The following is a 22927-nucleotide window of genomic DNA, read 5'->3' on the forward strand; positions in this document are numbered from 1 at the left end:
GGGCCGAAATCTTAGTGACAGGGGTGGCGGCGGTGCCGGTCGCGGGGCGTCGGCCCCACCGCGCTCCCTGGATCAGTGCGCGCCGCCGAGATAGACGCGCTGCAACAGGTCGCTGCTCTGTATTTCGGATGGCGTCCCCGACCCGACGATCCGCCCGGTTTCCGTGAGGTAGCAGTAGTCGGCGTGGCGCAGCGCCTTCTCCACCAGCTGTTCGACCAGCAGGATCGCCATGCCGCCCTTGCAGAGGTCGCTGGCGACGTCGAGGATGCGGTCGATGACGATGGGTGCCAGCCCGCCCGACGGCTCGTCCAGGATCAGCAGCTTGGGATCGCCGATCACCCCCTGCCCGACCGCCAGGATCTGCTGCTGGCCGCCGCTGAGGCGCGACGCCTGCTGGTTCCGGCGCTCCGCCAGTTCCGGGAACAGGCCGTAGATGCGGTCGAGCTTGGAGCGGTCGCCGCGCGATGCCCGCGCATAGGTGCCGAGGAGCAGGTTGTCCTCCACCGACAGGCCGCCGAACACCCGGTGCCCCTCCAGCACCTGGACGACGCCGGAGCGCACGATGTCGCGCGGCGTCGCCGCGCCGATCTCCGCCCCGGCCATGGTGACGCGCCCGGCCTTCTTCGGGATCAGGCCGGAGATCGCGTGCAGCATCGTGCTCTTGCCGGCGCCGTTGCGGCCGAGCAGGACGACGAACTCGCCGCCATGCACCCGGAAGGAGGCGCCGTGGACCACCTCGGCCTTGCCGTAGGCGACATGCAGGTCCGCCACGTCGAGCAGGATCGGATTGGGTCGATTGACTGTGCCCATGTGCATCTCACGCTCCCAGATAGACGCGGATGACTTCGGGATCGCTGCGCACCTCGGCCGGCGTGGCGTGCTTGATCATGCGCCCCAGATTCAGCGTGGTGACGCGGTCGCACACGCTGAACACGAAGTCGGTGTGGTGTTCGACGAGCAGGACGCCGATCCCGGCGTCGCGGAGTGCTGTGACGATGCTGGCGAGATGCTCGATCTCCCCCTCCGTCAGGCCACCGGCCGGCTCGTCGAGCAGGATGAAGCGGGCGCGCATGACCAGCCCGCGGGCGATCTCCAGGAAGCGCTGCTCGGCATGGTCGAGCAGGCTCGCCCGGCGATGGATGGCATAGCCGAGCCCGACGCCGTGCAGCAGCTCCTCCGCCCGGTCGCGCAGCGCGCGCTCCTCCCGCCGGGCGCGCGGCAGCGCCAGGGCGGTCTCCAGAAAGCCGGCGCGGGTCTCGCACCAGCCGCCCAGCATCGCGTTGTCGAGCACGCTGAGGCTGCCGAGCAGGCGGGGCTTCTGGAAGGTGCGGGCGACGCCGACGCGCGGGCGCTGCTGCACCGGCGAGCGGGCCAGCGACTCCCCGTCCAGCCGGATGTCGCCCTCGTCCACCTGATAATAGCCGGTCAGCAGGTTGAGCAGGGTCGTCTTGCCGCTGCCGTTCGGGCCGATCAGGCCGTGGATTTCGCCTTCCCGCAATTCCAGCGACACGTTGCTGAGCGCCGTCACGCCGCCGAAGCGCTTGCTCACTGTGTCGGCAACCAGCGTGCTCATGATGCGTGCCCCCGTTGGATGTCCTGTCGCATGCCCCGCCGGACGGCGGCGGCCAGGCGGCCGATGTCGGGCTGGAGTCCCTTCGGGTCCGGCCCCTTCTTCTGCAAACGGGCCAAGACCGACTTGATGACGTGGCCGATGCCCTCCGGCACCACCAGCACCACCGCCAGCAGCAGCAGCCCGTAGAAGAAGTTGCCGAGCTTGGCGAGCGGCGCCACCATCTCCGGCAGGGCGGTCAGGACAACCGTCCCGACGAAGGGGCCGAGAATGCTGCCGCGGCCGCCGATGATGATGCAGACGAAGAAGAACAGCCCCAGTTCGAAGACGAAGGTCTCCGGCGTGATGTAGCTCTGCAACGAGGCGAACAGCGCGCCGCCGATCCCGGCGGTGACCCCGCTGAAGGTGAAGACGGTCAGCTTCAGCCGGAAGATCGGCACCCCCACCGCAGCGGCGGCCACCTCGCTGTCGCGCAGCGCGATCAGCCCCCTGCCCCACATCAGCCGGGCGACGTTCCACGTCATCCAGGTGATCAGCGCCGCGACCAGCAGCACCAGCCAGTAGAAGCCGGTCGGCGTGTCGAAGGGCGCCGCGAAGCCCGGCACCGGAAGCCCGGCGCCGCCGCCGGTCAGGCCACCCTGGGCCAGCGACAGCTCCGCCATGATCAGGGCGAAGGCCATCGTCGCCATGGCGAAGTAGAAGCCGGGAAGGCGCAGCGACGGCAGGCCCAGCAGGAAGCCGCAGAGCCCGCCCAAGGCCCCGGCCAGCGCCAGCGTCAGCAGCGGGTCGACGCCGTAGCGCCCGACGACGATGGCGAAGGCGTAGGAACCGATGGACAGCAGCCCGACATGGCCGATGGACAGCTGGCCGGTGTAGCCGACCACCAGATTGAGGCCGGCGATCAGCACCCAGTAGACGCCGATCAGCGCCGCGAGGTGGAGCTGGTAGAAGTCGCCGACCCAGAATGGCAGGGTCACCGCCAGGATGCCGCCGACGGCGAGCGTCCCGAGGCGCGGAAGGGAGGATGTCGTCATACCGGGCGGACCTTCTTGGAGCCGAAGAGACCTTCGGGTTTGACCAGGAGCACGACCATCAGCAGGCCGACCGCAATCGTCTGCTGGTATTCGCCGCCGAACAGGTAGGTCGCGAGCGTCTGGAACAGGCCCAGCGCGACGCCGCCGACGAGCGCGCCGACATTGCTGCCCAGCCCGCCGACCGCCAGCGCGATGAAGCCGTAGAGCGTGAGGGTGAGGCCGAGCGCGAAGAAGGCGAAGGTCAGCTGCCCCGCCGCGAAGCCGGCCAGCCCGCCGAGCGCGCCGGCGATGGCGAAGGACAGGGCGCGGGTGCGGTCGGTGGCGATGCCGCGGGCGCGGGCGGCGAAGGCGTCCTCCGACACGGCCTGGAACACCTTGCCGTACATCGTCCGCCGGTAGAAGAATTCGAGCCCGAGCGCCATGGCGACCACCGCCGCGATCGGCAGCCAGTATTTCTGGTCCAGCACGCCGGCCGTGAAATCCTGGTCGGCCAGCCGCGGGAACGGGCGGGGCTCCGTGCCCCACCACAGGCCGACCGCCTGCTGCACCATGGTCGCCAGCGCCAGCGTGCTGAGCAGCCAGAGATGCTCGTCGGAGCGGGCGAGGACGCGGCGGATGGCAATGACTTCGGTCAGCAGGCCGAAGGCCGCCCCGACCAGGACCGCGCCGACCAGCGCCACCGGCGCCGGAAGCCCGAGGTCGAGCATGAAGTAGGCGCCGAAGACACCGCCAAGCATGCAGATGTGGCCGGTCGTCACGCTCAGGACCTTGGAGGTCGAGAACATGATGTTGTAGGCGAGGCCCGTCGCCGCATAGAGCGCGCCGATCGCCAGCCCCGACACCAGAACGGTAAGCATGCTGCCCATCCGTTTGTGAATTGCTGCGGAATTGCAAGACGGCGCGAATGCAGACCTTGCGGCCCGATGCGGGCCGCCGGTCGCCGGCCCGCGCCGGGGCCGTGGAGCCTTGAGTCCCGGCCGGCGACCCGGCCCGGACGGCTCAGTGCGGGGCGGCCTCGAAGCTGCCGTCCTTGAAGGTGTTGGCCTTGTTGATCACGATGCCGGAGTCCGGGAAGCCGTTGCGCTGCTTCGGGCCCCAGCTGTAATCGGCATAGGTGCCCTTGAGGTTCTGGGTGTTCTCCAAAGCCTTCTGGACGGCGGCCTTGTCGGTCGATCCCGCCGTCTTCACCGCATGCTCGATGATCTTGACGGTGTCGTAGCCCAGCGTGACCCACCAGAAGGTGAAGTTGATGGTGCCGCCGAACTCCGGCCGCATCTTGTCCATCAGCGCGGTGGTCGGCGCGGGCAGCTTGCCGTCGGCGCCGTAGGTCGTGCTGCTGTAGCCGGCGGCATAGGTCTGCTCCCAATATTCAGGCTTGTTCAGCAGATCCTTGATCGGGAGCCCCATGATGGCCGGATGCCCGACGACCGGCACGTCCCACTGCATGTTGCCCCGCGCGTTCAGCACGCGGGCGAGCAGGCCGGTGGCGGCCGACCACGGCATGACGACGTCGGCCCCGGCGGCCCGCGCCTTGGTCATCTCGTCGGTCAGGTCGGTCTTGTTGGCGTCGATCAGCACGCTGTAGACCGGCTTGATCCCGGCATCGGCCAGCAGCGCCTCGGCCTTCTTGGCGCTGGAGGTGCCGTAGCCGGTGGTGTCGCCGATGATCGCCACCTTGCTGCGCTTCAGCGTCTTGATGGCATAGTCGTTGGCGCTGCCGATCCACTGCTCGTTGGTGGCGATGGCGCGGAAGGCGCGTGGGTATTTCTGCGGATCGGTCAGTTCGTCCACCGTGCCGATGATGATGTTCGGCACGCCGGCACGGGCGAGGATGGGAACGGTGGCCAGGGATTCGCCGGAATTCACCGGACCGATGACGAAGTCCACCTTCTCGCTGAGCACGAGCTGCTGCGCGAAGTTGACCGCCTTGGTCGGATCGCCGGCGGTGTCGCGGGTGATCAGCTCGATCTTCCTCCCGTCGATTCCGCCGGCCTTGTTGATCTCGTCCACGGCGAACTTGACGCCCTGGTTCTCGGCGACGGCCGCCGACGACAGCGGGCCGGTCAGCGAGGACAGCCAGCCGATCTTCACCGGCGTCGTGTCGGCCCCGGCGGTCCCGGCGAACAGGCCGACCGCCAGGGCGAGGCCCGCGGCGCTCATGGTTGCGGGGCCGAAGTGCATCCTGGCGGGAATCCGGTCGGTGGTCATGGTTCCTCCCTTCTTATGTATCGTGCTTTAGACTGATCATCTCTGAGCCGAACATTATTTCGCAAGACATTTTTCATTCCGCGCTATTTTTTTGTCGGAAGATGTCGAAATGACGAAAGAGCCCATTCCCGGTTGTGGTTGGGGTCCAAACGCCGCCCATTTTGCGGGCTGAACGGAAATCTGCGGGAGCTTTCGCCTTTGCCAGCCGTGGGAAAGTCAGTCCAACGGGCCGAACGTAACGGCTGGGGAACGGTTCCCATTGATGGGCAAGCCGGATCAATCGGGGCGAGTCGCGATTTTTGATATGAACTATGCAATGAATGAAAAAACTGTTGCAACGAACGCCGTCCGGCGCGACGATGCGTGCCAATAACAATCACCATCGTGAACTGTCCGCGCCCTTCCCTTGGACGGGCGGGCCGCGGCAGCAGGGAGGTAGGGCTTTGCGCATCTCCGACATCGAACTGGCCGCGGTCGACCTGCAACTGGACCGGCCGCTGCGCACCGCGATCCACGAGATCAGCACGGTGTCGTGCCTGCTGCTGACCGTCAGGACCGACGAAGGGGTGTCGGGCGAGGGATATGGCTTCTGCTTCGGCATCGACCGTCTGCGCTCCATCGCCCAGCTGGCGGCCAGCCTGAAGCCGAAGCTGATCGGCCGCGATCCCTTCCAGGTCGAAGCCCTGTGGTCCGACCTGTTCCGCCATCTGAATTTCTGCGGGCAGGCGGGGCTCGCCCTGCATGCCATGACGCCCATCGACGTCGCCTGCTGGGACATCATCGGCAAGGTGGCGAACCAGCCTCTCTACCGGCTGTTCGGCGCCCACCGCGACCGCGTGCCGGTCTATGCCAGCGGCGGCCTGTGGCTGTCCTCCGGCCTGGACGAACTCCGGCAGGAGGCGCGGACTTTCGTCGACCAGGGATTCAAGGCGATGAAGCTGCGCCTGGGCTCGCCACGCTGGCAGGACGACATCGCCCGCATTGAGGCGGTGCGCGACGCCATCGGGCCGGACATCGCCCTGATGGTGGACGCCAACCAGGGCCTCACCCCGGCCCATGCCCTGCGGCTCGGCCGCGCGCTGGAAGCGTTCGAGCTGGTGTGGTTCGAGGAACCCGTCCCGACCTGGAACGACGAGGGCAGCGCCGCCCTGGCCGCGGCGCTCGACACCCCGATCGCCAGCGGCGAGACCGAATACACGCGCTACGGCCTGAAACGGCAGATCCAGGCCCGCGCCGCCGACATCCTGATGCCCGACCTGCAACGCATGGGCGGCTACACCGAATTCCGCAAGGCAATCGGGCTGATGGCAGCGCACGACCTGCCCTTCTCACCCCACATCTTCACCGAACACAGCCTGCATCTGGTGGCGTCGTCGGCTGGCGCCATCCATGCCGAACACATGCCGTGGTTCGGGCCGCTGTTCCGCGAGGCGATGGCCGTCGAGACGGACGGCACCATCCTGGTGCCGGATCGCCCCGGCGTCGGCTTCACCTTCGATTGGGACCGCCTGGACCCGATGCGCGCCGCGCTCTGAAAGCACTCCCGGGGCAGCCAACCGGGCCGCCGCAGGCCACGGCCACAGACGATTATGGATCGAAGAAATGACAGTGTTCGATGACGGCGCGGCGCCGGATGCGGCCCGCTCCCTGGGCCCCCTCCACGGCATCCGCGTCCTCGACCTCTCCCGTGTCCTGGCCGGCCCCTGGTGCACCCAGTGCCTGGCCGACCTGGGCGCGCAGGTCCTGAAGATCGAGAGCCCCGGCGACGGCGACGAAACCCGGAGCTGGGGTCCGCCCTACATGGGCGATCTGGCCGCCTACTACACCTGCGCCAACCGGTCGAAGCACAGCCTGACCGTCGACCTCAAGAGTGCCGAGGGCCAGCGCCTCATCCGCGATCTGGCCGCCGAGGCCGATATCCTGATCGAGAACTTCAAGCTCGGCACCCTCGACCGCTTCGGGCTCGGCTATGACGACCTGAAGCCGGTCAATCCGGCCCTGATCTATTGCTCGGTCTCCGGCTATGGCCGGACGGGGCCGGAAGCGGCCCGCGCCGGCTATGACTTCGTCATCCAGGGCGAGACCGGCCTGATGTCGGTGACCGGATTTCCCGACGGGCCGCCGACCAAGGTCGGCGTCGCCGTCTCCGATCTCTTCTCGGGCCTCTATGCCTCGCAGGCGATCCTCGCCGCCCTGCTCGGCCGCCAGCGGACCGGGCGCGGACAGTTCCTCGACGTGGCGCTGTTCGACTGCCAGCTGGCGGCGATGGCCAATGTCGCCGCCGGAGCCCTCGCCACCGGGACGGAGTCCCGGCGCTACGGCAATGCCCATCCCAACGTCGTGCCCTACGAGGTGTTCGAGACGTCCGACGGGCCGTTCGTGCTCGCCATCGGCAACGACCGGCAGTTCCGCACGCTGTGCGAGGCCGTGCTCGAGGACATCGCGATGCGCGACGATCCGGCCTTCCGCACCAATGCCGACCGCGTCGCCAACCGCGTCCTGCTCAGCCAGCGGCTCGCCGCCCGGTTCCGCGAGCGGCCCCGCGCCCACTGGATGGAGCGGCTCGCCGCCCGCAGCCTGCCCGCCGGTGCGGTGCGCTCCGTCGTCCAGGCGCTCGCCTCCGATCAGGTCGCGGGGCGCAACCTGCTCCACAGCTTCGAGACCGCGAGCGGCGGACCGATTCGCGTCGTCGGCTATCCGGTGAAGTTCGAAGACGGCCTGCCGCCGCCCGGCCGTCCTCCCGCCCAGGGTGAAGGCGGCGGGGAGATCGCAAAGCAGTGGCTGGGGAGCCGATCTGGAGCCGGCCGGACCCAATGACACGCAAAAACCTTGACACATCTTCCGGGAGAGCACAGGTCCGACGGCTGGGCCGGCCTGCCGCCCAGTCTCCCGGCAGGACAACGACACAGGGCACAGCCATGGTGAAAAGCGCGGACGAGGAACGGACCAAGGCCGGCAACGACGGTGAGCGCGAAGGACCGGCCGGCACGCTCGCCCGCGGGCTGGCGATCCTCGACGCCATCGTCGATGCCCCGCAGCCGCTGATGCTCGGCGAGGTCGCGGCGCTGACCCGTCTGGACCAGAGCACGACGCTGCGCCTGCTGCGCACGCTGGAGGACAGCGGCTACGTCGTCCGTCTGGCCGATTCCAAGCGCTATGCGCCGTCGCCCAAGGGCCTGCTGCCGCTGCCGCTGATGCATCCCATCAACCAGCTTCGGCGGGAATCGCACTCCGTGCTGATCGAGCTGGCGCGCAATTTGCGGGAAACCGTGGTGCTCGTCCTCTATCTCAGCACCGAGCGGATGGTGACCGACATCGCCCAGGCTCCGGGATCGCTGTCGCCCTATTACAACACGTGGCTCCAGGGGCCGCTGCACGGCTCCGGCTCGGGCAAGGCGCTGCTGCTCAGCCTCGATCCGGAACAGCGTGCCGCCGTCCTCGGGCCGGAGCCCTACAAGGTCTACACCCCGCAGACGATCGTCAACCGCGCCGAGCTGGACGAGGATCTGCGGGTCTCCGCCCTGCGGGGCTATGTGGTGGCGCATGACGAACACCATGTCGGCCTGACCGCCATCGCCGCCAACATCCCCACTTGGAACAACGGCCATGTCGGCTGTCTGGTGGTGACCGGGCATTCCCGCGACATGGACGAGGCCAGGATCGCCGGCATCGGCGAGGAGCTGGTCCGGGTGGCGAAGCTGATGCCCTATCAGCTCGGCAGCCTCCGCTCCGTCGCGCATGTCGTGGGGAAATGAGCGTCTCGACAATCACAATCGATCCGAAGGGAGAGGAAACATGCCTATCGTCAACATCACCCTGATCAAGGGCCGGTCGCAGGAAAAGAAGGCCGCCATGTACCGCGAGGTCACGGAGGCGATCCACCGCACCCTCGGCGCGCCACGCGAAAGCGTGCGCATCATGGTGAACGAGATCGAGCCCGAGCATTTCGCCGTCGCCGGAGAGGCCAAGACCGGCCCGTCGTCGTAACGCGCCGGCCTTAAGCCACCGCACATCGCTGACGTGCAGCGACGCTTCGGCCGACCGCCGGAGCGACGGGAGTCGTGCGTCCGCAAGGCAGGGCGACGGACCGCCGCCTTGCCGACGCACTGGAAAGGATGATCTCGATGAACAACGGATCCGCCCCGGCCACCGGTGGGCGCCTTCTGGTCGACATGCTGCGCCTGAACGGGGTCGACCGGGTTTTCTGCGTGCCGGGCGAAAGCTACCTCGCCGTGCTCGACGCGCTGGTCGATGCCCCGGAGATCGCGGTCACCATCTGCCGGCACGAGGGCGGAGCGGCGATGATGGCCGAGGCCTACGGCAAATGCACCGGCCGCCCCGGCATCTGCTTCGTCACCCGTGGGCCGGGCGCCACCAACGCCAGCCACGGCGTCCACATCGCGCACCAGGATTCCACGCCGATGATCCTCTTCATCGGCCAGATCGAACGGAGCGCGCAGGAGCGCGAGGCCTTCCAGGAGGTCGATTACCGCCGCATGTACGGCCCGCTCAGCAAATGGGTGGCGCAGATCGACGAGGCCGGCCGCATCCCCGAGATGGTCGGCCGCGCCTTCTACACGGCGACATCCGGCCGTCCGGGACCGGTGGTGCTCGCCCTTCCTGAGGATATGCTGGTCGAACGGGCGGCCCCCCGCCCGGTCGCACCCTACCGCCCGGTCGAGCCCGGCCTGCGGCCGGAGGATCTGGCGGAGCTGGAGCGGCTGCTGGCTGCTGCCGAAAGGCCGCTCCTGCTGGTTGGCGGCGGCGGCTGGACTGCGGAGGCCTGCGACGACATCCGCCGCTTCGCCGAAGCGTGGGACCTGCCGGTCGGCGTGTCCTTCCGCTCGCAGGATCTGTTCGACAACGCCCATCCCAACTATGCCGGCGATCTCGGCCTCGGCGTCAACCCCGCCCTGGCCAGGACCGTCCAGGAGGCCGACCTGCTGCTCGTCGTCGGTCCGCGGCTGGGAGAAGCGACGACCGGCGGCTACACGCTGCTCGACATCCCGTGTCCGCGCCAGACCCTGGTGCATGTCCATGCCGGGGTCGAGGAGCTGGGCCGCGTCTACCAGCCGGCGCTCGCCATCAATGCCGGCATGCGCACGACCGCCAGGGCGCTCGCCGCGCTGGCACCGCCGGCCTCCCGCCGGAACCCGGAACGGCTCCGGGAACGCACCAAAGCCATCCACGACGCCTATCTCGCCTGGACCGACCCGCCGTCCATCCCCGGCCCGCTGCAGATGGGCGAGATCATGGGCTGGCTGCGCGAGACCCTGCCGCCGGACACCATCGTCACCAACGGTGCCGGTAATTTCGCCATCTGGCCGAACCGATTCCACCGCTACCGCCGGTTCCGCACCATGCTGGCGCCGACCTCCGGTTCGATGGGCTATGGCATTCCGGCGGCAATCGCGGCGAAGCTGCTGCATCCGGAGCGGCCGGTGGTGGCCTTCGCCGGCGACGGCTGCTTCATGATGAGCGTGCAGGAACTCGCGACCGCCGCCCAGTACGAGGCGGCAATCGTGGTGGTACTGGTCAACAACGGCATGTTCGGCACCATCCGCATGCACCAGGAGCGCGAATACCCCCGGCGCGTCAGCGGCACCGAGCTGAAGAATCCCGACTTCGTCACCCTGGCGCAGAGCTTCGGCGCCCATGCCGAACGCATCACCCGGACCGGGGAGTTCATGCCGGCCTTCGAGCGCGCCATGGCGGCAGGACGCCTCGCCCTGCTGGAACTGGTCATCGATCCGGAAGCCATCAGCCCGACGCACACGGTGACGAGCCTGCGCGAACAGGCGGACCGGGCCCGCGGCGCCTGACCGCCGGCCGGCACGGAAAACCGGCCCGATGAATCAGGCCCGACAAACCGGAGTTGTCCCGCCCACCTGCGGACCAGGAACCTCACGACATGCTGACCTTCGACGATTGCCTCGCGCTCACCGACCTTCCCGCGGACAGGCTGCCGCTGGTGGACGGCATGGGGACCGTCTCCGCCTTCCTGCTGATGTCCGACAGCGCCACGTCGGATGCCGGATGCTCCCAGGGCGCCGCTCAGGAGACGCAGCCATGAAACACAACCACATCGCCGGCCGCTGGATGGCCGGCGGCGACGGACTCGACAACGTCAATCCGTCCGACACCACCGACATCGTCGGCAGCTATGCCGTTGCCGACGGCGGCATGGTCGCGGAGGCGGCCCAGGCCGCAAGGGCCGCCTTTCCGGCCTGGGCGCGCAGCACACCCCAGCAGCGCGCCGATATCCTCGATGCCGTCGGCAGCGAGCTGCTCGCACGCAGGGAGGAGCTTGGAACCCTGCTGTCGCGGGAGGAAGGGAAGATCCTGGCGGACGGCATCGCCGAAGTGGTCCGCGCCGCCCAGGTCTTCAAGTTCTTTGCCGGCGAGGCCCTGCGCATCCCCGGCGAGAAGGTCGCGTCCACGCGCCCCGGGGTCGAGGTCGACATCCTGCGCGAGCCCGTAGGCGTCATCGGCATCATCACGCCGTGGAACTTCCCGATGGCCATCCCGGCCTGGAAGATCGCCCCGGCGCTCGCCTACGGCAACTGCGTGGTTTTCAAGCCCGCCGAACTCGTTCCCGGATCGGCCTGGGCGCTGGCCGAGATCGTCACGCGCGCCGGCGTGCCGGCCGGCGTGTTCAATCTCGTCATGGGGCCGGGGTCGCTGATCGGGGACGCCCTGGTCGACGGGGTGGATGCCGTGACCTTCACCGGCTCGGTCGCCACCGGACGCCGGGTGGCGCAGCGGGCGGTCGGCCGCATGATCCGATGCCAGCTTGAGATGGGCGGCAAGAACCCGATGGTCGTGCTGGACGACGCCGACCTCGACATTGCCGTCGATGCCGCGGTGAACGGATCCTTCCTCCAGACCGGTCAGCGCTGCACCGCCTCGTCGCGCCTTGTCGTCACCGAAGGCATCCATGACCGTTTCGTCGCCGCGGTGACGGAACGGCTGGAACGGCTCGCGGTCGGCCATGCGCTGAAACCGGGAACCGAGATCGGACCGGTGGTGGACAGCCGGCAGCTGGAGCAGGATCTGTCCTACATCGCCATTGCCGAGCAGGAGGGCGCGCGGCGGCGGTGCGGCGGGCAGCGGCTGACCAGGGAAACGCCCGGCTTCTATCTTTCGCCATGCCTGTTCACCGAAACCACAAACGCCATGCGCATCAACCGAGAGGAAGTGTTCGGGCCGGTCGCCGGCGTCATCCGCGTGAGGGATTACGACGAGGCGCTCAGCGTGGCGAACGATACCCCCTTCGGCCTGTCGTCGGGCATCTGCACCAGTTCGCTGAAACACGCGACCCATTTCCGCGCCAACTCCGCGGCGGGGCTGGTCATGGTCAATCTGCCGACCGCCGGCCTGGACTTCCATGTTCCGTTCGGCGGACGCAAGGGCTCCAGCTATGGCCCGCGCGAACAGGGGCGTTATGCGGTGGAGTTCTACACCTCCGTCAAGACCGCCTATGTGCGGGCCGGGTGAAGACGCAGCGGGTGTACGGCCTCGGCATTTAGGTCGGGGAGTTTAAAGGATTTATTTCCTTTATATTGACAATATGCCTGCGAATCGGCACTGTCGTCGTCGCCCGCGGGCCAGCTGCGCCCGCAAATTCCCCCGCGCCCTGGGAGTTCGTGTGCCATGAGCCTTGCCGCCATGGGTGACGCCGCCTGCATTGCCGTCGCCGCCATCGCCGTGCCCGACAGCCATGCCCGCCGCCGCATCGACGACGACGGGCTGGATTCGCTCGCCCGATCCATCGAAGAGGTCGGGCTGTTGCAGCCCATCATGGTCCGTCCGCTGGGGAATGGACGGTACGAGCTGCTGGCCGGCGCAAGGCGGCTGCGTGCGATGCAGGCGCTGGGCCGGGCCGGCGTGCCGGCGGTGCCGGTGACCAACGAAGGCGCCGCGGTGCTGTCGCTGGTGGAGAACATGCAGCGCCAGGGGCTGGACGCGCTGGAACTGGCCGAAGCGCTCCAGCGGCTGGTGGAGCGGGGCTGGGGACGCGAAGCGCTGGCCCGGCTGGTCGGACGCAGCACAAGCTGGATCGGCGACATGCTGGGCCTGAACCGGCTGCCGGACTGGATCAAAATGGAATACCCGCAGGTGCGGCGGGTGGTGTCGCGCTCGCTGCTGGTGGAGATCGCGCGGGTGCGCGACGTGTCGGCGCAGGCGGAGCTGTGGCGGCAGGCGGCGGGCGGAGCGCTCACCGTGCGGCAGGCACGGCGGATGCGGCGCGAGGCGCTGCCGGCAGTCCCGCGCGCTTTGTCGGCGGTGCGGCGCTGCGCCCGCCAGCTGGACCGGATCGACACGGCGGCGGATCTGGCGGAGAAGGACCGGTCGGCGCTGCTGGCCCTGCGCGACAGGATCGACTTGCTGCTCGGCGCCGGAGGCGGGGGCGGGAGCGCGGATGAGGCCCGCGGCTTTCCCATTGGCCGTCTCCAGGCGGGAGGTGTCGTGGCCGCCGCGGATGCCCGGTGAAGGGAATGGCCGTCGGTCTTCGGCGGCGCCAAGGAGCGCGGCATCTTCGGCCGTCAAACACTCAGGTCACGCCAGAACATCCTTTCACGGGCGTGCCCGCGGGCAGTCTTCGGAAGAACCCTTCGAGGGGCACGCGCTAACCTCGGCCGGCACTCCTGCACGATCTGAAAGGATGCAAGATGCTGAGGATGGATCGTTTATCCACGACGCTGGTCCGGCTGACCATGGACAGGCCGCCCGCCAATGCGCTCTCCTTCGACCTGATCCAGGCACTGGCGGACGATATCGCCCGGTTCGGCGAAGAGGCCGACGCGCCGGCCGTGATATTGACCGGCGCCGGCGAGCGCTTCTTCAGTGCCGGCGGCGACATTCGCGAAATCGCCGCCAGGGCGGACACCGCGGTCCCGCGCATGCGCGCCTTCCACCGGCTGCTCGTCGCGCTCGAAGGCTACCGCTGCCCGCTGATGTGCGCCGTCAACGGCTATGCCGTGGGCGGGGCGCTGGAACTGGTTCTGTTCGCGGACCATGTCGTGGCGAGCGAGGGGGCCAAGTTCGGCTTTCCCGAAATCAATCATGGGCTGCTTCCCGCCGCGAAGGGCATGCGGCAGGCGATGGACCGCCTCGGGCGCCGGGCTGCCGAGCGTCTCCTCTATTCCGGGAACCTCGTTTCGGCGCAGGAGGCGAAGGCGATGGGCCTCGTCGATGACGTCGTCGGTTTCAGCGATTTGCAGGACCGGACCCGTGCCGCCGCCGAGACGCTTCGCCTGAAGGACAGGCACCTGTTCTCGGCGATCAAGCGGACCTTCGCCGATGCGCCGCGGATGACCGACGGGGAGCTGGAAGCGCGCACGCTCGGCGACATGCAGGAGTATCTGAGCCGCGGCGAGACGGCCGCGGCGCGTGACCGGTTCCTCCAGCGCAAAACGGGGCAGCAGCATGGCTGACGGCGATCATCTCCGGCTTGAGTTCATGACCTCGCCCGAGGTCGCTCTTGCCATTGCGGGCGGCACCCGGACCATCGTCATCCCCTGCGGGGCGGTGGAGCAGCACGGACCGCATCTGTCCCTCAGCGTCGATGCCGACCATGCGGACCATCTCGGCATCCTGGTGGCGAAGGGCGTGGGACGCGCGCTGGTGGCGCCGACCATCAGGGTCGGCTGTTCGTCCCACCATCTGGCATTTCCCGGCACGATCTCGTTGCAGGACAGCACTTTCGAAATGATCTGCCGGGACTACTGCACCAGCCTGGCGAGGCACGGGTTCGAACGCATTCTGATCTTCTCCGCCCATGTCGGCAATTCTCCGCCATTGGCCAAGATGCTGCCGCGCTTGCGGGCGGCCGTGCCCGCCTCCTGCCGCGTCTTTGCCTTCACCGATGCGAAGGCGTGGCTGGAATGCTGGCGCGATGCGGTGAGTGAGGCGGGCGGCGAGGCGATCAGGGTCGGCGGCCATGCCGATATCGCCGAAACTTCGCTGATGCTCGACATCCACCCCGGCCGGGTGCGCACGGAGCGCTACGAGGCCGGAAGGCTGGGGCTGCTTTCGCAAGGCGATCTGGAGCTGATGTGGCGCGACGGGCTTGCGGCGGTCAGCGCCAACGGCATTCTCGGCGACCCCACCGGTTCCTCGGCGGCCATCGGCAGCCATTGCATCGAGCGCATCGCCTCGCTTCTCGTCGAGAGCTTTTCCCGGGACGAGCCGGTTTGACGGCGTACGGCCCCACGATCCGACCGGTCGTTCCTACACAAAATAATGTTCTGAACGCGCAGTCCGCATAGCGGATCTTCGGCAGGTTCTGCCGGCGGCTTCATGACAAGCTTTCAATCACCGAAGAGGTATCCCAAACAAACCCGAGAGGGCATCCAAATGGCAGTCAAGTTCGGCTTCTGGTCCGAGCAGGAAACTCTGGTCGGACAAAGCTATTCGCGCCGGCTTCATGAGCTTGTCGAAGAGGCGGTGTTTGCTGAGAAGATGGGGTTCGACATCGTCAGCCTGTCCGAACAGCATGTCGCCTTGGGCGGGATCTCCAGCTCGGCTCCAGAAGTCGTGTATGGCTACCTCGCGGCGGTCACGTCCCGCATCCGGCTGAGGCCGGCGGTTTCGCTGATGCCCAAGAAGATCAACCACGCGCTGCGCACGGCGGAACGTGCCGCCGTCACCGACATCCTGTCCAACGGCCGCATGGAGCTGTATTGCGGCCGCGCGAATACCACCATCGCCATGCGCGCCTTCAATGTGGAGCCCGCGGAAACGCTTGAGCAGATGGAAGAGGGGATTGCGCTGATCCGCGAAGCCTTCAGCAAGGACATCTTCACCTTCGAGGGCAAGCATTACCAGGTTCCACCGCGCATGCTGGTGCCGAAGCCGGTCCAGAAGCCCTATCCGCTGATGGGCATCGCGGCGACCAGCGAGCGCAGCCATGTCTGGGCGGCCCGTCAGGGGCTCGCCGTCCTCAGCCACACGCTGTACCAGGGCTGGGACGCCCAGGCGAAGATGGTCGAAGCCTACCGGTCGAACTGGCAGCAGGATCCGAACGGCCCGCTCGACCGTCCGCGTCTCGGCATGCCGGTGTTCCTCGGGATCGCCGAAACCGATCAGGCGGCGAAGGACATCTATGCCGAGCCGCTGATGCAGTACGCCCGCATCTCGACCGATGCCTATCCGCGGCTGGCGAAGATCGCCGACGATTATGCCTACATGGGGGAAGGGCTGGAAGCGCTCCAGCGCGCGGCCACCGACTGGGATTATCTCCTGAACGACTCCGCCAGTCTGGTTTGCGGCAGCCCGGATACGGTCATCCGCCAGTTGGAACGCTTCATCGAGACCGGCGCCGAAGAAATCCTGTTCCACATCGACTCTGTTTCGCACGCCGAGATCATGAAGGCCATCGAACTGGTCGGACGCTACGTCATCCCGCATTTCAACGACCGCAACAATGTGGTGCGTCCGACCGACGAGATCCTCGACCAGATCCGCAGGATGCGGACGGTGAAAGCCTCGGCCTGATCCCCTCTCGACCGATCTGAAGAGAGTCTCATATGACCGACAAGACCTATAGGGGCCTGCTCGTCGAGAAACGCGCGAGCGGCGTGGCCATCGTCACGCTGAACCGGCCGGAAATCCTCAACGCCATCGACTGGCCGATGCATTCCGCGCTCGAAGAGCTGTTCGCGGACCTCGACAACGACCGGGCGGTCAAGGCCGTCGTCCTGACCGGTGCGGGTCGCGGTTTCTGCTCCGGCGGCGATCAGAATGCGCTCGATGACACTCTTGGGCCGATTTCACCCACCCGTTCCGGGCGCCATCTCATCCGCAACATGCTCGAGCTGGAATGCCCGCTGATCGCCGCGGTCAACGGCGTCGCCGTCGGGCTGGGCGCCACGCTCGCCCTGTTCTGCGATGTCGTCTTCGCCGAGCCCGCTGCCCGCTTCGCCGACACGCATGTGACGGCCGGCGTCGTCGCCGGAGACGGCGGTGCGGTGATCTGGCCGCTGCTTCTGGGGCCGGTGCGGGCAAAGCATTATCTGATGACCGGCGACTTCATTTCGGCGGAGGAGGCGGCAGCGGCCGGCATGATCAACAGGGTCGTGCCGGAAGGAACCGTCGTCGGGCATGCGGTCCGCTACGCCGAGATGCTGGCATCCGGCCCCCGCGACGCCATCGTCTGGACCAAATACGCCGTCAACAAGCTGATCAAGGAGCAGATGCACCTTAATCTCGACACGGCCATGGCGCACGAGATGCTCACCTTCCACAGCCCGGAGCGCAAGGAGGCCGTCGCCGCCTTCCGCGAGAAGCGCAAACGCTTTGCAGAAGGCGGCAATTGAGATGGGCGGGCCACAATCCTTTGTACCGCCCGTCCTGCCCTCAACTGCCGCATCCGCCATCGACCCTCCACCGGCGGCGCATGAGGACGCGACGCTGCCGTCGCTGCTGCGCGACCGCCGGGACGGCAGGGGCGAGGCCGTGGCGTTCTTCCAGAAGCGTGCCGGCACGTGGCACGCCACGACCTGGGGTGAATTCGCCAGGGACGTTGCGGCGCTTTCGCGTGCCCTCCTCGATCATGGTCTGGAGAGGGGGGACCACGTCGCCATCATGGGCGACATCTCGCAGGACTGGGTGATCGCCTACATGGCGACGGTCTGTGCCGGCGGCGTGGCGGTCGGGATCTATTTCACCTCTTCGACGGAGGAGGTGGAGTATTTCCTGGAGGACTCGGGAAGCAAATTCGCCTTCGTCGCCGGAGAGAAGGAACTCGCCGTCCTTCTTCGCAGCCGGCAGGCGGAGACCTTGAAGAAGATCGTGGTCTTCGATCCGGCGGTTCCGTCATCGAAGAATGTCGTCTCGCTGCCGCGGTTTTCCGCCTCGCCGTCGTCCGATTGTTCGTCGCTGCTCGACGAGCAGGCCGGCAAGGCGCGGGCGGAAGACAATGCCAGCATCGTCTACACCTCCGGCACGACCGGCAATCCCAAGGGCGCGATCCTCACCCACCGGTCGCTGATCGAGGGGCTGATGACCATCCGGGGCTTTTGCCCGGCGCTTTTCCGCGAACCCCAGCGGGTGGTCGTCCATCTCCCCCTCTCCCATGTCGTCGGGCTCGGGCAGGGCATCGTTCTTCCTCTCATCAGCGAGGTCACGCCCTATTTCGGCGAGACCGGAGCGGATTTCGCGACGACGATCCGCGACGTGAGGCCGACCTATTGGATGGCGCCGCCGCGCTTCTATCAACGCTATGCCGCCGAACTGATCAGCAGGATCAATGCGTCGGCCACGGTCGGCAGGAAATCCTACCGCTTCGCGATGTCCATCGCCCAGAAGGCGCTGGCGGACCGGCAGGCGGACGGCCCGGACGATCCCTTTCTCCAGGCGCTTTTCGCAACCTGCCGCGACCGGGTCTTCCTGCCGCTCCTGGCGGAGATCGGGCTCGATCAGCTGAGATATCCCTACACCGCCTCCGCGCCGATGCCGCCGGACGTCGTGAAGCTGTGGCAGACCTGGGGGGTGAACCTCAAGGAGGTCTACGGGCAGACCGAACTGGTCGGAGCGAACACCGGACAGATACGGGACTGGTCGAAGCCCGGCACCATCGGCGTTCCGATTGCCGATCCGCGCTGGAAGACGAGGATCGCCGGCGACGGCGAAATGCTGGTGACGGGACCCGGCCTGTTCACGGGCTACCTGAACAAGCCCGACGACACGCTGGAGGCACTGCGCGACGGATGGCTCCACACCGGCGACATCGTCGAGGTCCGGCCCGATGGCCAGCTGGCGATCATCGACCGGAAGAAGGAGATCATCAACACCTCCGGCGGCAAGTCGATCAGTCCGGCGCAGATCGAGAACGAGTTGCGGCGAAGCCCCTACATCTCGGAAGCCGCGGTTTGCGGCGACGGGCGGAAATACCTCGTGGCGCTGATCGAGGTCGACCGCATCGCGATGACCGACTGGGTGAAGGGGCGGAATGAAACGATCACCGACTACGCGGATTTCTGTTCGTCGGAAGCGGTCATCCACCTGATCGAGGGGGAGGTCGCCAAGGCGAACCAGAGGCTGGCGCCCGTCGAGCAGATAAAGTCGTTCCGCATCCTTCCCGAAGAGCTGTCGGCGGAAAACGGCGTCATGACGGCGACCCGGAAAAAGCGGCGCAAGGTGCTGAACGAGCGTTACGCGGCGCTGATCGATTCGCTCTACGACGACTCCGAGGATTCGCTGATCCGTCAGGCGCTGTCCAACCTGTGATGCGGTGATCGGAGGAAGATCATGACGATGCTGCCCTGCACCCCACGCCATCCATTCCTGTCTTCGACGGCGGAGATCATCGAAGAGGCCCGCAACGGCCGGATGTTCATCCTCGTCGATGACGAGGATCGCGAGAACGAGGGCGATCTGGTGATCCCGGCGCAGATGGCGACGCCCGAGGCGATCAACTTCATGGCGTCGCATGGCAGGGGCCTGATCTGTCTGGCGCTCGGCAAGGAGCGGATCGACCAGCTCGGCCTCCGATTGATGAGCGCGGAGAACGGCACCCGCCACCGGACGGCCTTCACCGTTTCCATCGAGGCGCGCGAGGGGGTGTCCACCGGCATCTCCGCGGCGGACCGTGCGCGGACGGTGGCGGTTGCAATCGACGCGGCCAGGGGACCGGACCATATCGTCTCGCCGGGCCACATATTTCCCCTGGTTGCACGGCCCGGCGGCGTGCTGGTCCGTGCCGGCCACACCGAGGCGGCGGTGGATGTCGCGCGCCTTGCCGGACTCAACCCGTCGGGCGTGATCTGCGAGATCATGAAGGAGGACGGGACGATGGCCCGCCTCGACGACCTCGTCGCCTTCGCCCGGCGCCACGGGCTCAAGATCGGCACGATCCGCGACCTGATCGCCTTCCGCCGCCGCCACGATCATGGGGTCGAGCGTGTCGTCACCACGAAATTCGACAGCCGATGGGGCGGCGAGTGGAGCGCCATCACCTTCCGCATCGAGGCAATCGGGACGGAAGCGATTGCGCTGGTGAAGGGCGTGATCGACGAGAGGCCGACCCTGGTGCGCATGCATGCGCTGGACATCCTGTCGGACGTGCTCGGCCAGACCGGCGACCGCGGCGACATCGTCGCCCGGTCCATGCAGGAGATCGCCGCCGAAGGGAGGGGCGTGATCGTGCTGTTCAACCGCGATGTAGCGCTCTCGCAGCTTCTTCGGGTGAAGGCAGGGGAGCCGTACGTCGACAAGGCGGAACTGCGCAATTATGGCGTCGGCGCCCAGGTCCTCGCGGATCTCGGCATTCACGACATGATCCTCCTGTCCAACTCGCAGCATGTCCCGGTGGCACTGCGGGGCTATGGCCTGAACATCGTGGAGCACCGGATGCTGCCGGTCACCCCTGCCCCGTAGCGCAGCGTCCACACAGGTGCCGGACGGCCACGCGGTGCCGGCGGCATGCCCTTCCACCGCCTTGCGTGAGGTTCACCATGTCAGGACAAGATTTTTCCGTTGCGGAACATGTGGAGACGGCCGTTTTCAAAAATGCGTTGCGGGCCATTGTGGGGTCGGTGTCGATCGTGGCGTCGGGCCAGGGTGACGACAGGCGTGGCCTGACCGTCACCGCCGCGGTTTCCCTGTGCGTCGATCCGCCGATGGTGCTTGCCTGCATCAACCGCAGTGCCGAGGCCCACGACGTCATTCTCCGGACCGGCGCCTTTTCCTGGAACGTCCTGTCCACCGATCAGATCCCGCTGGCGGAACGCTTCGCGGCGATGGACGGCAGCAAGGGCGCCTCCCGCTTCTCCCCCGCAGACTGGGGCGAGAGGTTCACCGGGGTTCCGGTCCTTCTGCAATCCGTTTGCAGCTTCGATTGCAGACTGCAGGACAGCGTGGAAGCCGCCACCCATACGATCATGATCGGTGCCGTTGTCGGCCAGACCCTCAATCAGGACAAGGTCCCGCTGATTTACTCATCGGGCAGGTTCGGCCGAATCGAACATTTTGAATCCGACAAATAGAACGGATTTTCCGCGTTCCTAACGTCGCATTTTTTATTTTGTCCGGTGGCGAATCCTGTCTTCCGCAAGGGGAGAGGGATATTCGAAGGAGAGCCTTGTCGCTCCACCCCCGGATGCGATTGCCCTGCATCAGGGGCAATGCCGAGTTCTTTCAAGCAAAAATGGAAGACCAAACCCTGGCCCGTCCGGAAAGATCGGGGAAGGACTTCCTTGTCTCAACTCCAATAAATCATCGCAGGGAGCAAAGATGGGGGACGTAATTCTGTCGGCACCCCGTGCCGCGTGGTGGACAAGCCTCGGCATCCGCCGGAAAGCGGCGATCCTTGCCGCCTTGTCGATCTCCTGGCCGGCCCATGCCTGGGAATTCAAGGAAGGAGACTGGTCGGGGGGCATCCGGGCCGTGGTCACCGTTGGAACGGCCATCCGCGCCAGTCCCATCGACCCGTCGCTGGTTCCCGCCGGTGACGGCGCACGGCTCCGGCTTGACCATGCGGCGCCGGGCGGCGTCAATTCCGACGACGGGAACCTGAACTATCGCAGGGGAGACCCGGTTTCCACCGTCGCCAAGGGGCTGGTCGATTTCGAAGCCAACAATGCCGACGGCTGGGGCGTCTTCACCCGCGTGAAGGGCTGGTACGATCACACGCTTGCCGAGGGGCATGTCGCGCTGGGCAACCTGCCGAACGATTATGCCGGCGGTCCCTTGTCCGACCGCGGCTTTTCGCAGGGCGCCAAGTTCCGCGGCATCTCCCTTGCCGATGCCTACGTCAAGGGGCAGTTCTCCGCCGGCGGGCTCCCGATCTCCGTCAAGGCGGGCCAGCAGACCGTCGAGTGGGGACCGGCCTTCACAATTCCCGGCGGCCTCCGCGACATCAATCCGCGCGACTTCGCGGCCTTGTCCCGGCCGGGCTTGCAGCCGCAGGAGGGAGCGAAGCCGTTCCTGGCGCTGTCGGGCAAGCTCGACCTCTCGGCAACCGCAAGCCTCGAAATCTTCTATCAGCTGCTGTCGGCGACATCGACGCAGCCCGGTTGCGGAACATTCGCCGCCACCGCCGATTACGCCTCGCCGGGTTGCGACAAGGTCATGGTGTCCAATGCGTTGTCTTCCGCCGACGGGCTGGCGACCGGGCGGTTCCTGAAGCGCGGCAGCGACGGGACGGCGGGCGATGCCGGCCAGTTCGGCATCGGCGGCTCCTATCTGGTGCCGGACATCGGCACCCGGTTTTCGCTCCACTTCACCAACATTCACTCCCGGACCGGCTATGTCGAGGCCGACCGGACCGGCCGGAGCGGCGCCATCGTCCTGCCGGGAGATCCGGACGGTTTGAACCCGGCCTATCGCTTCCAGTACCCCAAGAACATCAGAATGCTGTCCGGCAGCTTCGCCACCAGCGTTCCCGCGATGAAACTGCGGGTCGCCGGCGAACTCGACCATAAATTCAACCAACCGCTCGCCTTCAACGCCCCCGATCTTTTGCAGGCGGCCGTGAGCGAAACCGGGGTGCTGGCGCGGGATTTCGCCCTGGTGCCCCGGGGCGGGCCGTTCGCCGGTTACGAGCGCTTTCACGTCACCCAGGGGCAGCTCGCCGCATCGGGCGACATCGGCAGCGTGATCGGCGGCACCCTGACCCTCGGCGGCGAGGTCGGCGCCAAATATGTCCACGATCTGCCGGACCCCAATTTCCGCCGCTATGGCCGGTCCGACATCTTCGGAACCGGCCCCAACAACGGCGTCTGCGCGGCCGGCGCCGACCCCAAGGCCTGCACCACCAAGGGCTTCGTGACGCCGTTCTCGTGGGGCTATCGCCTTCAGGCGAGCTTGAGCTATCGGGACATTCTGCCGGGGGTGACCCTCAAGCCGTCCGTCGCCTTCGCCCACGATGTCAACGGGACGTCCTATGACGGCGCGTTCAATCAGGGGCGCCAGATCCTCCGGCTCGCCCTCGATGGCACGGTCAGGGACAGCTATCTCTTCAACCTGACCTACCAGACGACCCTCGCCGGCCCCTACGACCCGCGCGCCGACCGTGACGTGTTTCTCATCAGCACGGGCGTCAAACTCTGACCGCATGCCGAGCCGTATGCCGGCCGCACCCATTCCCAGCACCTCCCGACACCGCGTTCCG

The 22927-nt window shown here is 67.2% G+C and carries 21 protein-coding genes; 16 read left to right on the plus strand and 5 right to left on the minus strand.

Annotation, left to right across the window (positions count from 1 at the left end; all coding sequences use genetic code 11):
- Positions 1 to 72: 72 nt before the first annotated feature.
- The 5 genes from GBZ48_RS12060 to GBZ48_RS12080 form a co-directional block, all read right to left on the minus strand.
- Positions 73 to 816, minus strand: a complete 744-nt coding sequence (locus GBZ48_RS12060; RefSeq protein WP_209798330.1) for an ABC transporter ATP-binding protein — start codon at positions 814 to 816, stop codon at positions 73 to 75.
- Position 817: 1 nt separating this feature from the next.
- Positions 818 to 1573, minus strand: coding sequence for an ABC transporter ATP-binding protein (locus GBZ48_RS12065; protein WP_109095565.1), 756 nt, complete (start codon positions 1571 to 1573; stop codon positions 818 to 820).
- Entirely contained in the window at positions 1570 to 2604 is a 1035-nt protein-coding gene (locus GBZ48_RS12070) for a branched-chain amino acid ABC transporter permease (RefSeq protein WP_174471277.1), read from the minus strand. The genes GBZ48_RS12065 and GBZ48_RS12070 overlap by 4 nt, the downstream gene beginning before the upstream one ends.
- Positions 2601 to 3461 (minus strand): branched-chain amino acid ABC transporter permease, encoded by an 861-nt coding sequence (locus GBZ48_RS12075; RefSeq protein ID WP_098735126.1) that lies wholly within the window; start codon positions 3459 to 3461, stop codon positions 2601 to 2603. Before GBZ48_RS12075 ends, GBZ48_RS12070 begins: the two co-directional genes overlap by 4 nt.
- 142 nt (positions 3462 to 3603) lie before the next feature.
- Entirely contained in the window at positions 3604 to 4812 is a 1209-nt protein-coding gene (locus GBZ48_RS12080; protein ID WP_209798331.1) for an ABC transporter substrate-binding protein, read from the minus strand.
- A 443-nt stretch (positions 4813 to 5255) separates the two neighbouring features.
- Here GBZ48_RS12080 and GBZ48_RS12085 point away from each other — a divergent pair, with 443 nt between their 5' ends.
- From GBZ48_RS12085 to GBZ48_RS12160, 16 genes are all read left to right on the plus strand, one after another.
- Entirely contained in the window at positions 5256 to 6347 is a 1092-nt protein-coding gene (locus GBZ48_RS12085; RefSeq protein ID WP_209798332.1) for a mandelate racemase/muconate lactonizing enzyme family protein, read from the plus strand.
- 67 nt (positions 6348 to 6414) lie between these two features.
- Positions 6415 to 7629 (plus strand): CaiB/BaiF CoA transferase family protein, encoded by a 1215-nt coding sequence (locus GBZ48_RS12090; protein WP_174471279.1) that lies wholly within the window; start codon positions 6415 to 6417, stop codon positions 7627 to 7629.
- Between the two features lie 101 nt (positions 7630 to 7730).
- Positions 7731 to 8567, plus strand: a complete 837-nt coding sequence (locus tag GBZ48_RS12095; RefSeq protein ID WP_174471280.1) for an IclR family transcriptional regulator — start codon at positions 7731 to 7733, stop codon at positions 8565 to 8567.
- A gap of 40 nt (positions 8568 to 8607) precedes the next feature.
- Complete coding sequence (locus GBZ48_RS12100; RefSeq protein WP_098734949.1) at positions 8608 to 8799, plus strand: 2-hydroxymuconate tautomerase; 192 nt, start codon at positions 8608 to 8610, stop codon at positions 8797 to 8799.
- A gap of 137 nt (positions 8800 to 8936) precedes the next feature.
- Positions 8937 to 10634, plus strand: coding sequence for a thiamine pyrophosphate-binding protein (locus tag GBZ48_RS12105; protein ID WP_174471281.1), 1698 nt, complete (start codon positions 8937 to 8939; stop codon positions 10632 to 10634).
- A gap of 89 nt (positions 10635 to 10723) precedes the next feature.
- The gene (locus GBZ48_RS12110; protein ID WP_174471282.1) at positions 10724 to 10885 is read left to right on the plus strand and encodes a hypothetical protein; all 162 of its coding nucleotides are present in this window, start codon (positions 10724 to 10726) and stop codon (positions 10883 to 10885) included.
- Positions 10882 to 12309 carry an aldehyde dehydrogenase family protein gene (locus GBZ48_RS12115; protein WP_174471283.1) on the plus strand — a complete coding sequence of 476 codons (1428 nt, stop codon included), beginning with the start codon at positions 10882 to 10884 and terminating at the stop codon, positions 12307 to 12309. The genes GBZ48_RS12110 and GBZ48_RS12115 overlap by 4 nt, the downstream gene beginning before the upstream one ends.
- Before the next feature lie 156 nt (positions 12310 to 12465).
- Positions 12466 to 13305: a ParB/RepB/Spo0J family partition protein gene (locus GBZ48_RS12120; RefSeq protein ID WP_174471284.1), complete on the plus strand. Its 840-nt coding sequence runs from the start codon at positions 12466 to 12468 to the stop codon at positions 13303 to 13305.
- A gap of 179 nt (positions 13306 to 13484) precedes the next feature.
- Complete coding sequence (locus GBZ48_RS12125) at positions 13485 to 14249, plus strand: enoyl-CoA hydratase/isomerase family protein (protein WP_174471285.1); 765 nt, start codon at positions 13485 to 13487, stop codon at positions 14247 to 14249.
- Entirely contained in the window at positions 14242 to 15012 is a 771-nt protein-coding gene (locus GBZ48_RS12130) for a creatininase family protein (RefSeq protein ID WP_174471286.1), read from the plus strand. Before GBZ48_RS12125 ends, GBZ48_RS12130 begins: the two co-directional genes overlap by 8 nt.
- 159 nt (positions 15013 to 15171) lie before the next feature.
- Entirely contained in the window at positions 15172 to 16311 is a 1140-nt protein-coding gene (locus tag GBZ48_RS12135) for an LLM class flavin-dependent oxidoreductase (RefSeq protein WP_174471287.1), read from the plus strand.
- Positions 16312 to 16343: 32 nt separating this feature from the next.
- Positions 16344 to 17132, plus strand: coding sequence for an enoyl-CoA hydratase/isomerase family protein (locus tag GBZ48_RS12140; RefSeq protein ID WP_174471288.1), 789 nt, complete (start codon positions 16344 to 16346; stop codon positions 17130 to 17132).
- A 1-nt stretch (position 17133) separates the two neighbouring features.
- Positions 17134 to 19044, plus strand: coding sequence for an AMP-dependent synthetase/ligase (locus tag GBZ48_RS12145; protein WP_174471289.1), 1911 nt, complete (start codon positions 17134 to 17136; stop codon positions 19042 to 19044).
- A gap of 21 nt (positions 19045 to 19065) precedes the next feature.
- Positions 19066 to 20193: a 3,4-dihydroxy-2-butanone-4-phosphate synthase gene (gene ribB, locus GBZ48_RS12150; protein WP_174471290.1), complete on the plus strand. Its 1128-nt coding sequence runs from the start codon at positions 19066 to 19068 to the stop codon at positions 20191 to 20193.
- A gap of 110 nt (positions 20194 to 20303) precedes the next feature.
- On the plus strand, positions 20304 to 20801 hold the full coding sequence (locus GBZ48_RS12155; RefSeq protein WP_343049528.1) for a flavin reductase family protein: 498 nt from the start codon (positions 20304 to 20306) through the stop codon (positions 20799 to 20801).
- A gap of 247 nt (positions 20802 to 21048) precedes the next feature.
- Positions 21049 to 22866, plus strand: coding sequence for a DUF1302 domain-containing protein (locus GBZ48_RS12160; RefSeq protein ID WP_174471291.1), 1818 nt, complete (start codon positions 21049 to 21051; stop codon positions 22864 to 22866).
- Positions 22867 to 22927: the final 61 nt, after the last annotated feature.

Source organism: Azospirillum melinis, assembly GCF_013340935.1.
In the GTDB taxonomy this organism is placed as follows: Bacteria; Pseudomonadota; Alphaproteobacteria; order Azospirillales; family Azospirillaceae; genus Azospirillum; species Azospirillum melinis.

Bases quoted from the DNA above. Each gene is read 5' to 3' on its own strand.
- GBZ48_RS12060 (WP_209798330.1), bottom strand. From the start codon at position 816: ATGCACATGGGCACAGTCAATCGACCCAATCCGATCCTGCTCGACGTG.
- GBZ48_RS12065 (WP_109095565.1), bottom strand. From the start codon at position 1,573: ATGAGCACGCTGGTTGCCGACACAGTGAGCAAGCGCTTCGGCGGCGTG.
- GBZ48_RS12070 (WP_174471277.1), bottom strand. From the start codon at position 2,604: ATGACGACATCCTCCCTTCCGCGCCTCGGGACGCTCGCCGTCGGCGGC.
- GBZ48_RS12075 (WP_098735126.1), bottom strand. From the start codon at position 3,461: ATGCTTACCGTTCTGGTGTCGGGGCTGGCGATCGGCGCGCTCTATGCG.
- GBZ48_RS12080 (WP_209798331.1), bottom strand. From the start codon at position 4,812: ATGACCACCGACCGGATTCCCGCCAGGATGCACTTCGGCCCCGCAACC.
- GBZ48_RS12090 (WP_174471279.1), top strand. From the start codon at position 6,415: ATGACAGTGTTCGATGACGGCGCGGCGCCGGATGCGGCCCGCTCCCTG.
- GBZ48_RS12095 (WP_174471280.1), top strand. From the start codon at position 7,731: ATGGTGAAAAGCGCGGACGAGGAACGGACCAAGGCCGGCAACGACGGT.
- GBZ48_RS12100 (WP_098734949.1), top strand. From the start codon at position 8,608: ATGCCTATCGTCAACATCACCCTGATCAAGGGCCGGTCGCAGGAAAAG.
- GBZ48_RS12105 (WP_174471281.1), top strand. From the start codon at position 8,937: ATGAACAACGGATCCGCCCCGGCCACCGGTGGGCGCCTTCTGGTCGAC.
- GBZ48_RS12110 (WP_174471282.1), top strand. From the start codon at position 10,724: ATGCTGACCTTCGACGATTGCCTCGCGCTCACCGACCTTCCCGCGGAC.
- GBZ48_RS12115 (WP_174471283.1), top strand. From the start codon at position 10,882: ATGAAACACAACCACATCGCCGGCCGCTGGATGGCCGGCGGCGACGGA.
- GBZ48_RS12120 (WP_174471284.1), top strand. From the start codon at position 12,466: ATGAGCCTTGCCGCCATGGGTGACGCCGCCTGCATTGCCGTCGCCGCC.
- GBZ48_RS12125 (WP_174471285.1), top strand. From the start codon at position 13,485: ATGCTGAGGATGGATCGTTTATCCACGACGCTGGTCCGGCTGACCATG.
- GBZ48_RS12130 (WP_174471286.1), top strand. From the start codon at position 14,242: ATGGCTGACGGCGATCATCTCCGGCTTGAGTTCATGACCTCGCCCGAG.
- GBZ48_RS12135 (WP_174471287.1), top strand. From the start codon at position 15,172: ATGGCAGTCAAGTTCGGCTTCTGGTCCGAGCAGGAAACTCTGGTCGGA.
- GBZ48_RS12140 (WP_174471288.1), top strand. From the start codon at position 16,344: ATGACCGACAAGACCTATAGGGGCCTGCTCGTCGAGAAACGCGCGAGC.
- GBZ48_RS12145 (WP_174471289.1), top strand. From the start codon at position 17,134: ATGGGCGGGCCACAATCCTTTGTACCGCCCGTCCTGCCCTCAACTGCC.
- ribB (WP_174471290.1), top strand. From the start codon at position 19,066: ATGACGATGCTGCCCTGCACCCCACGCCATCCATTCCTGTCTTCGACG.
- GBZ48_RS12160 (WP_174471291.1), top strand. From the start codon at position 21,049: ATGGGGGACGTAATTCTGTCGGCACCCCGTGCCGCGTGGTGGACAAGC.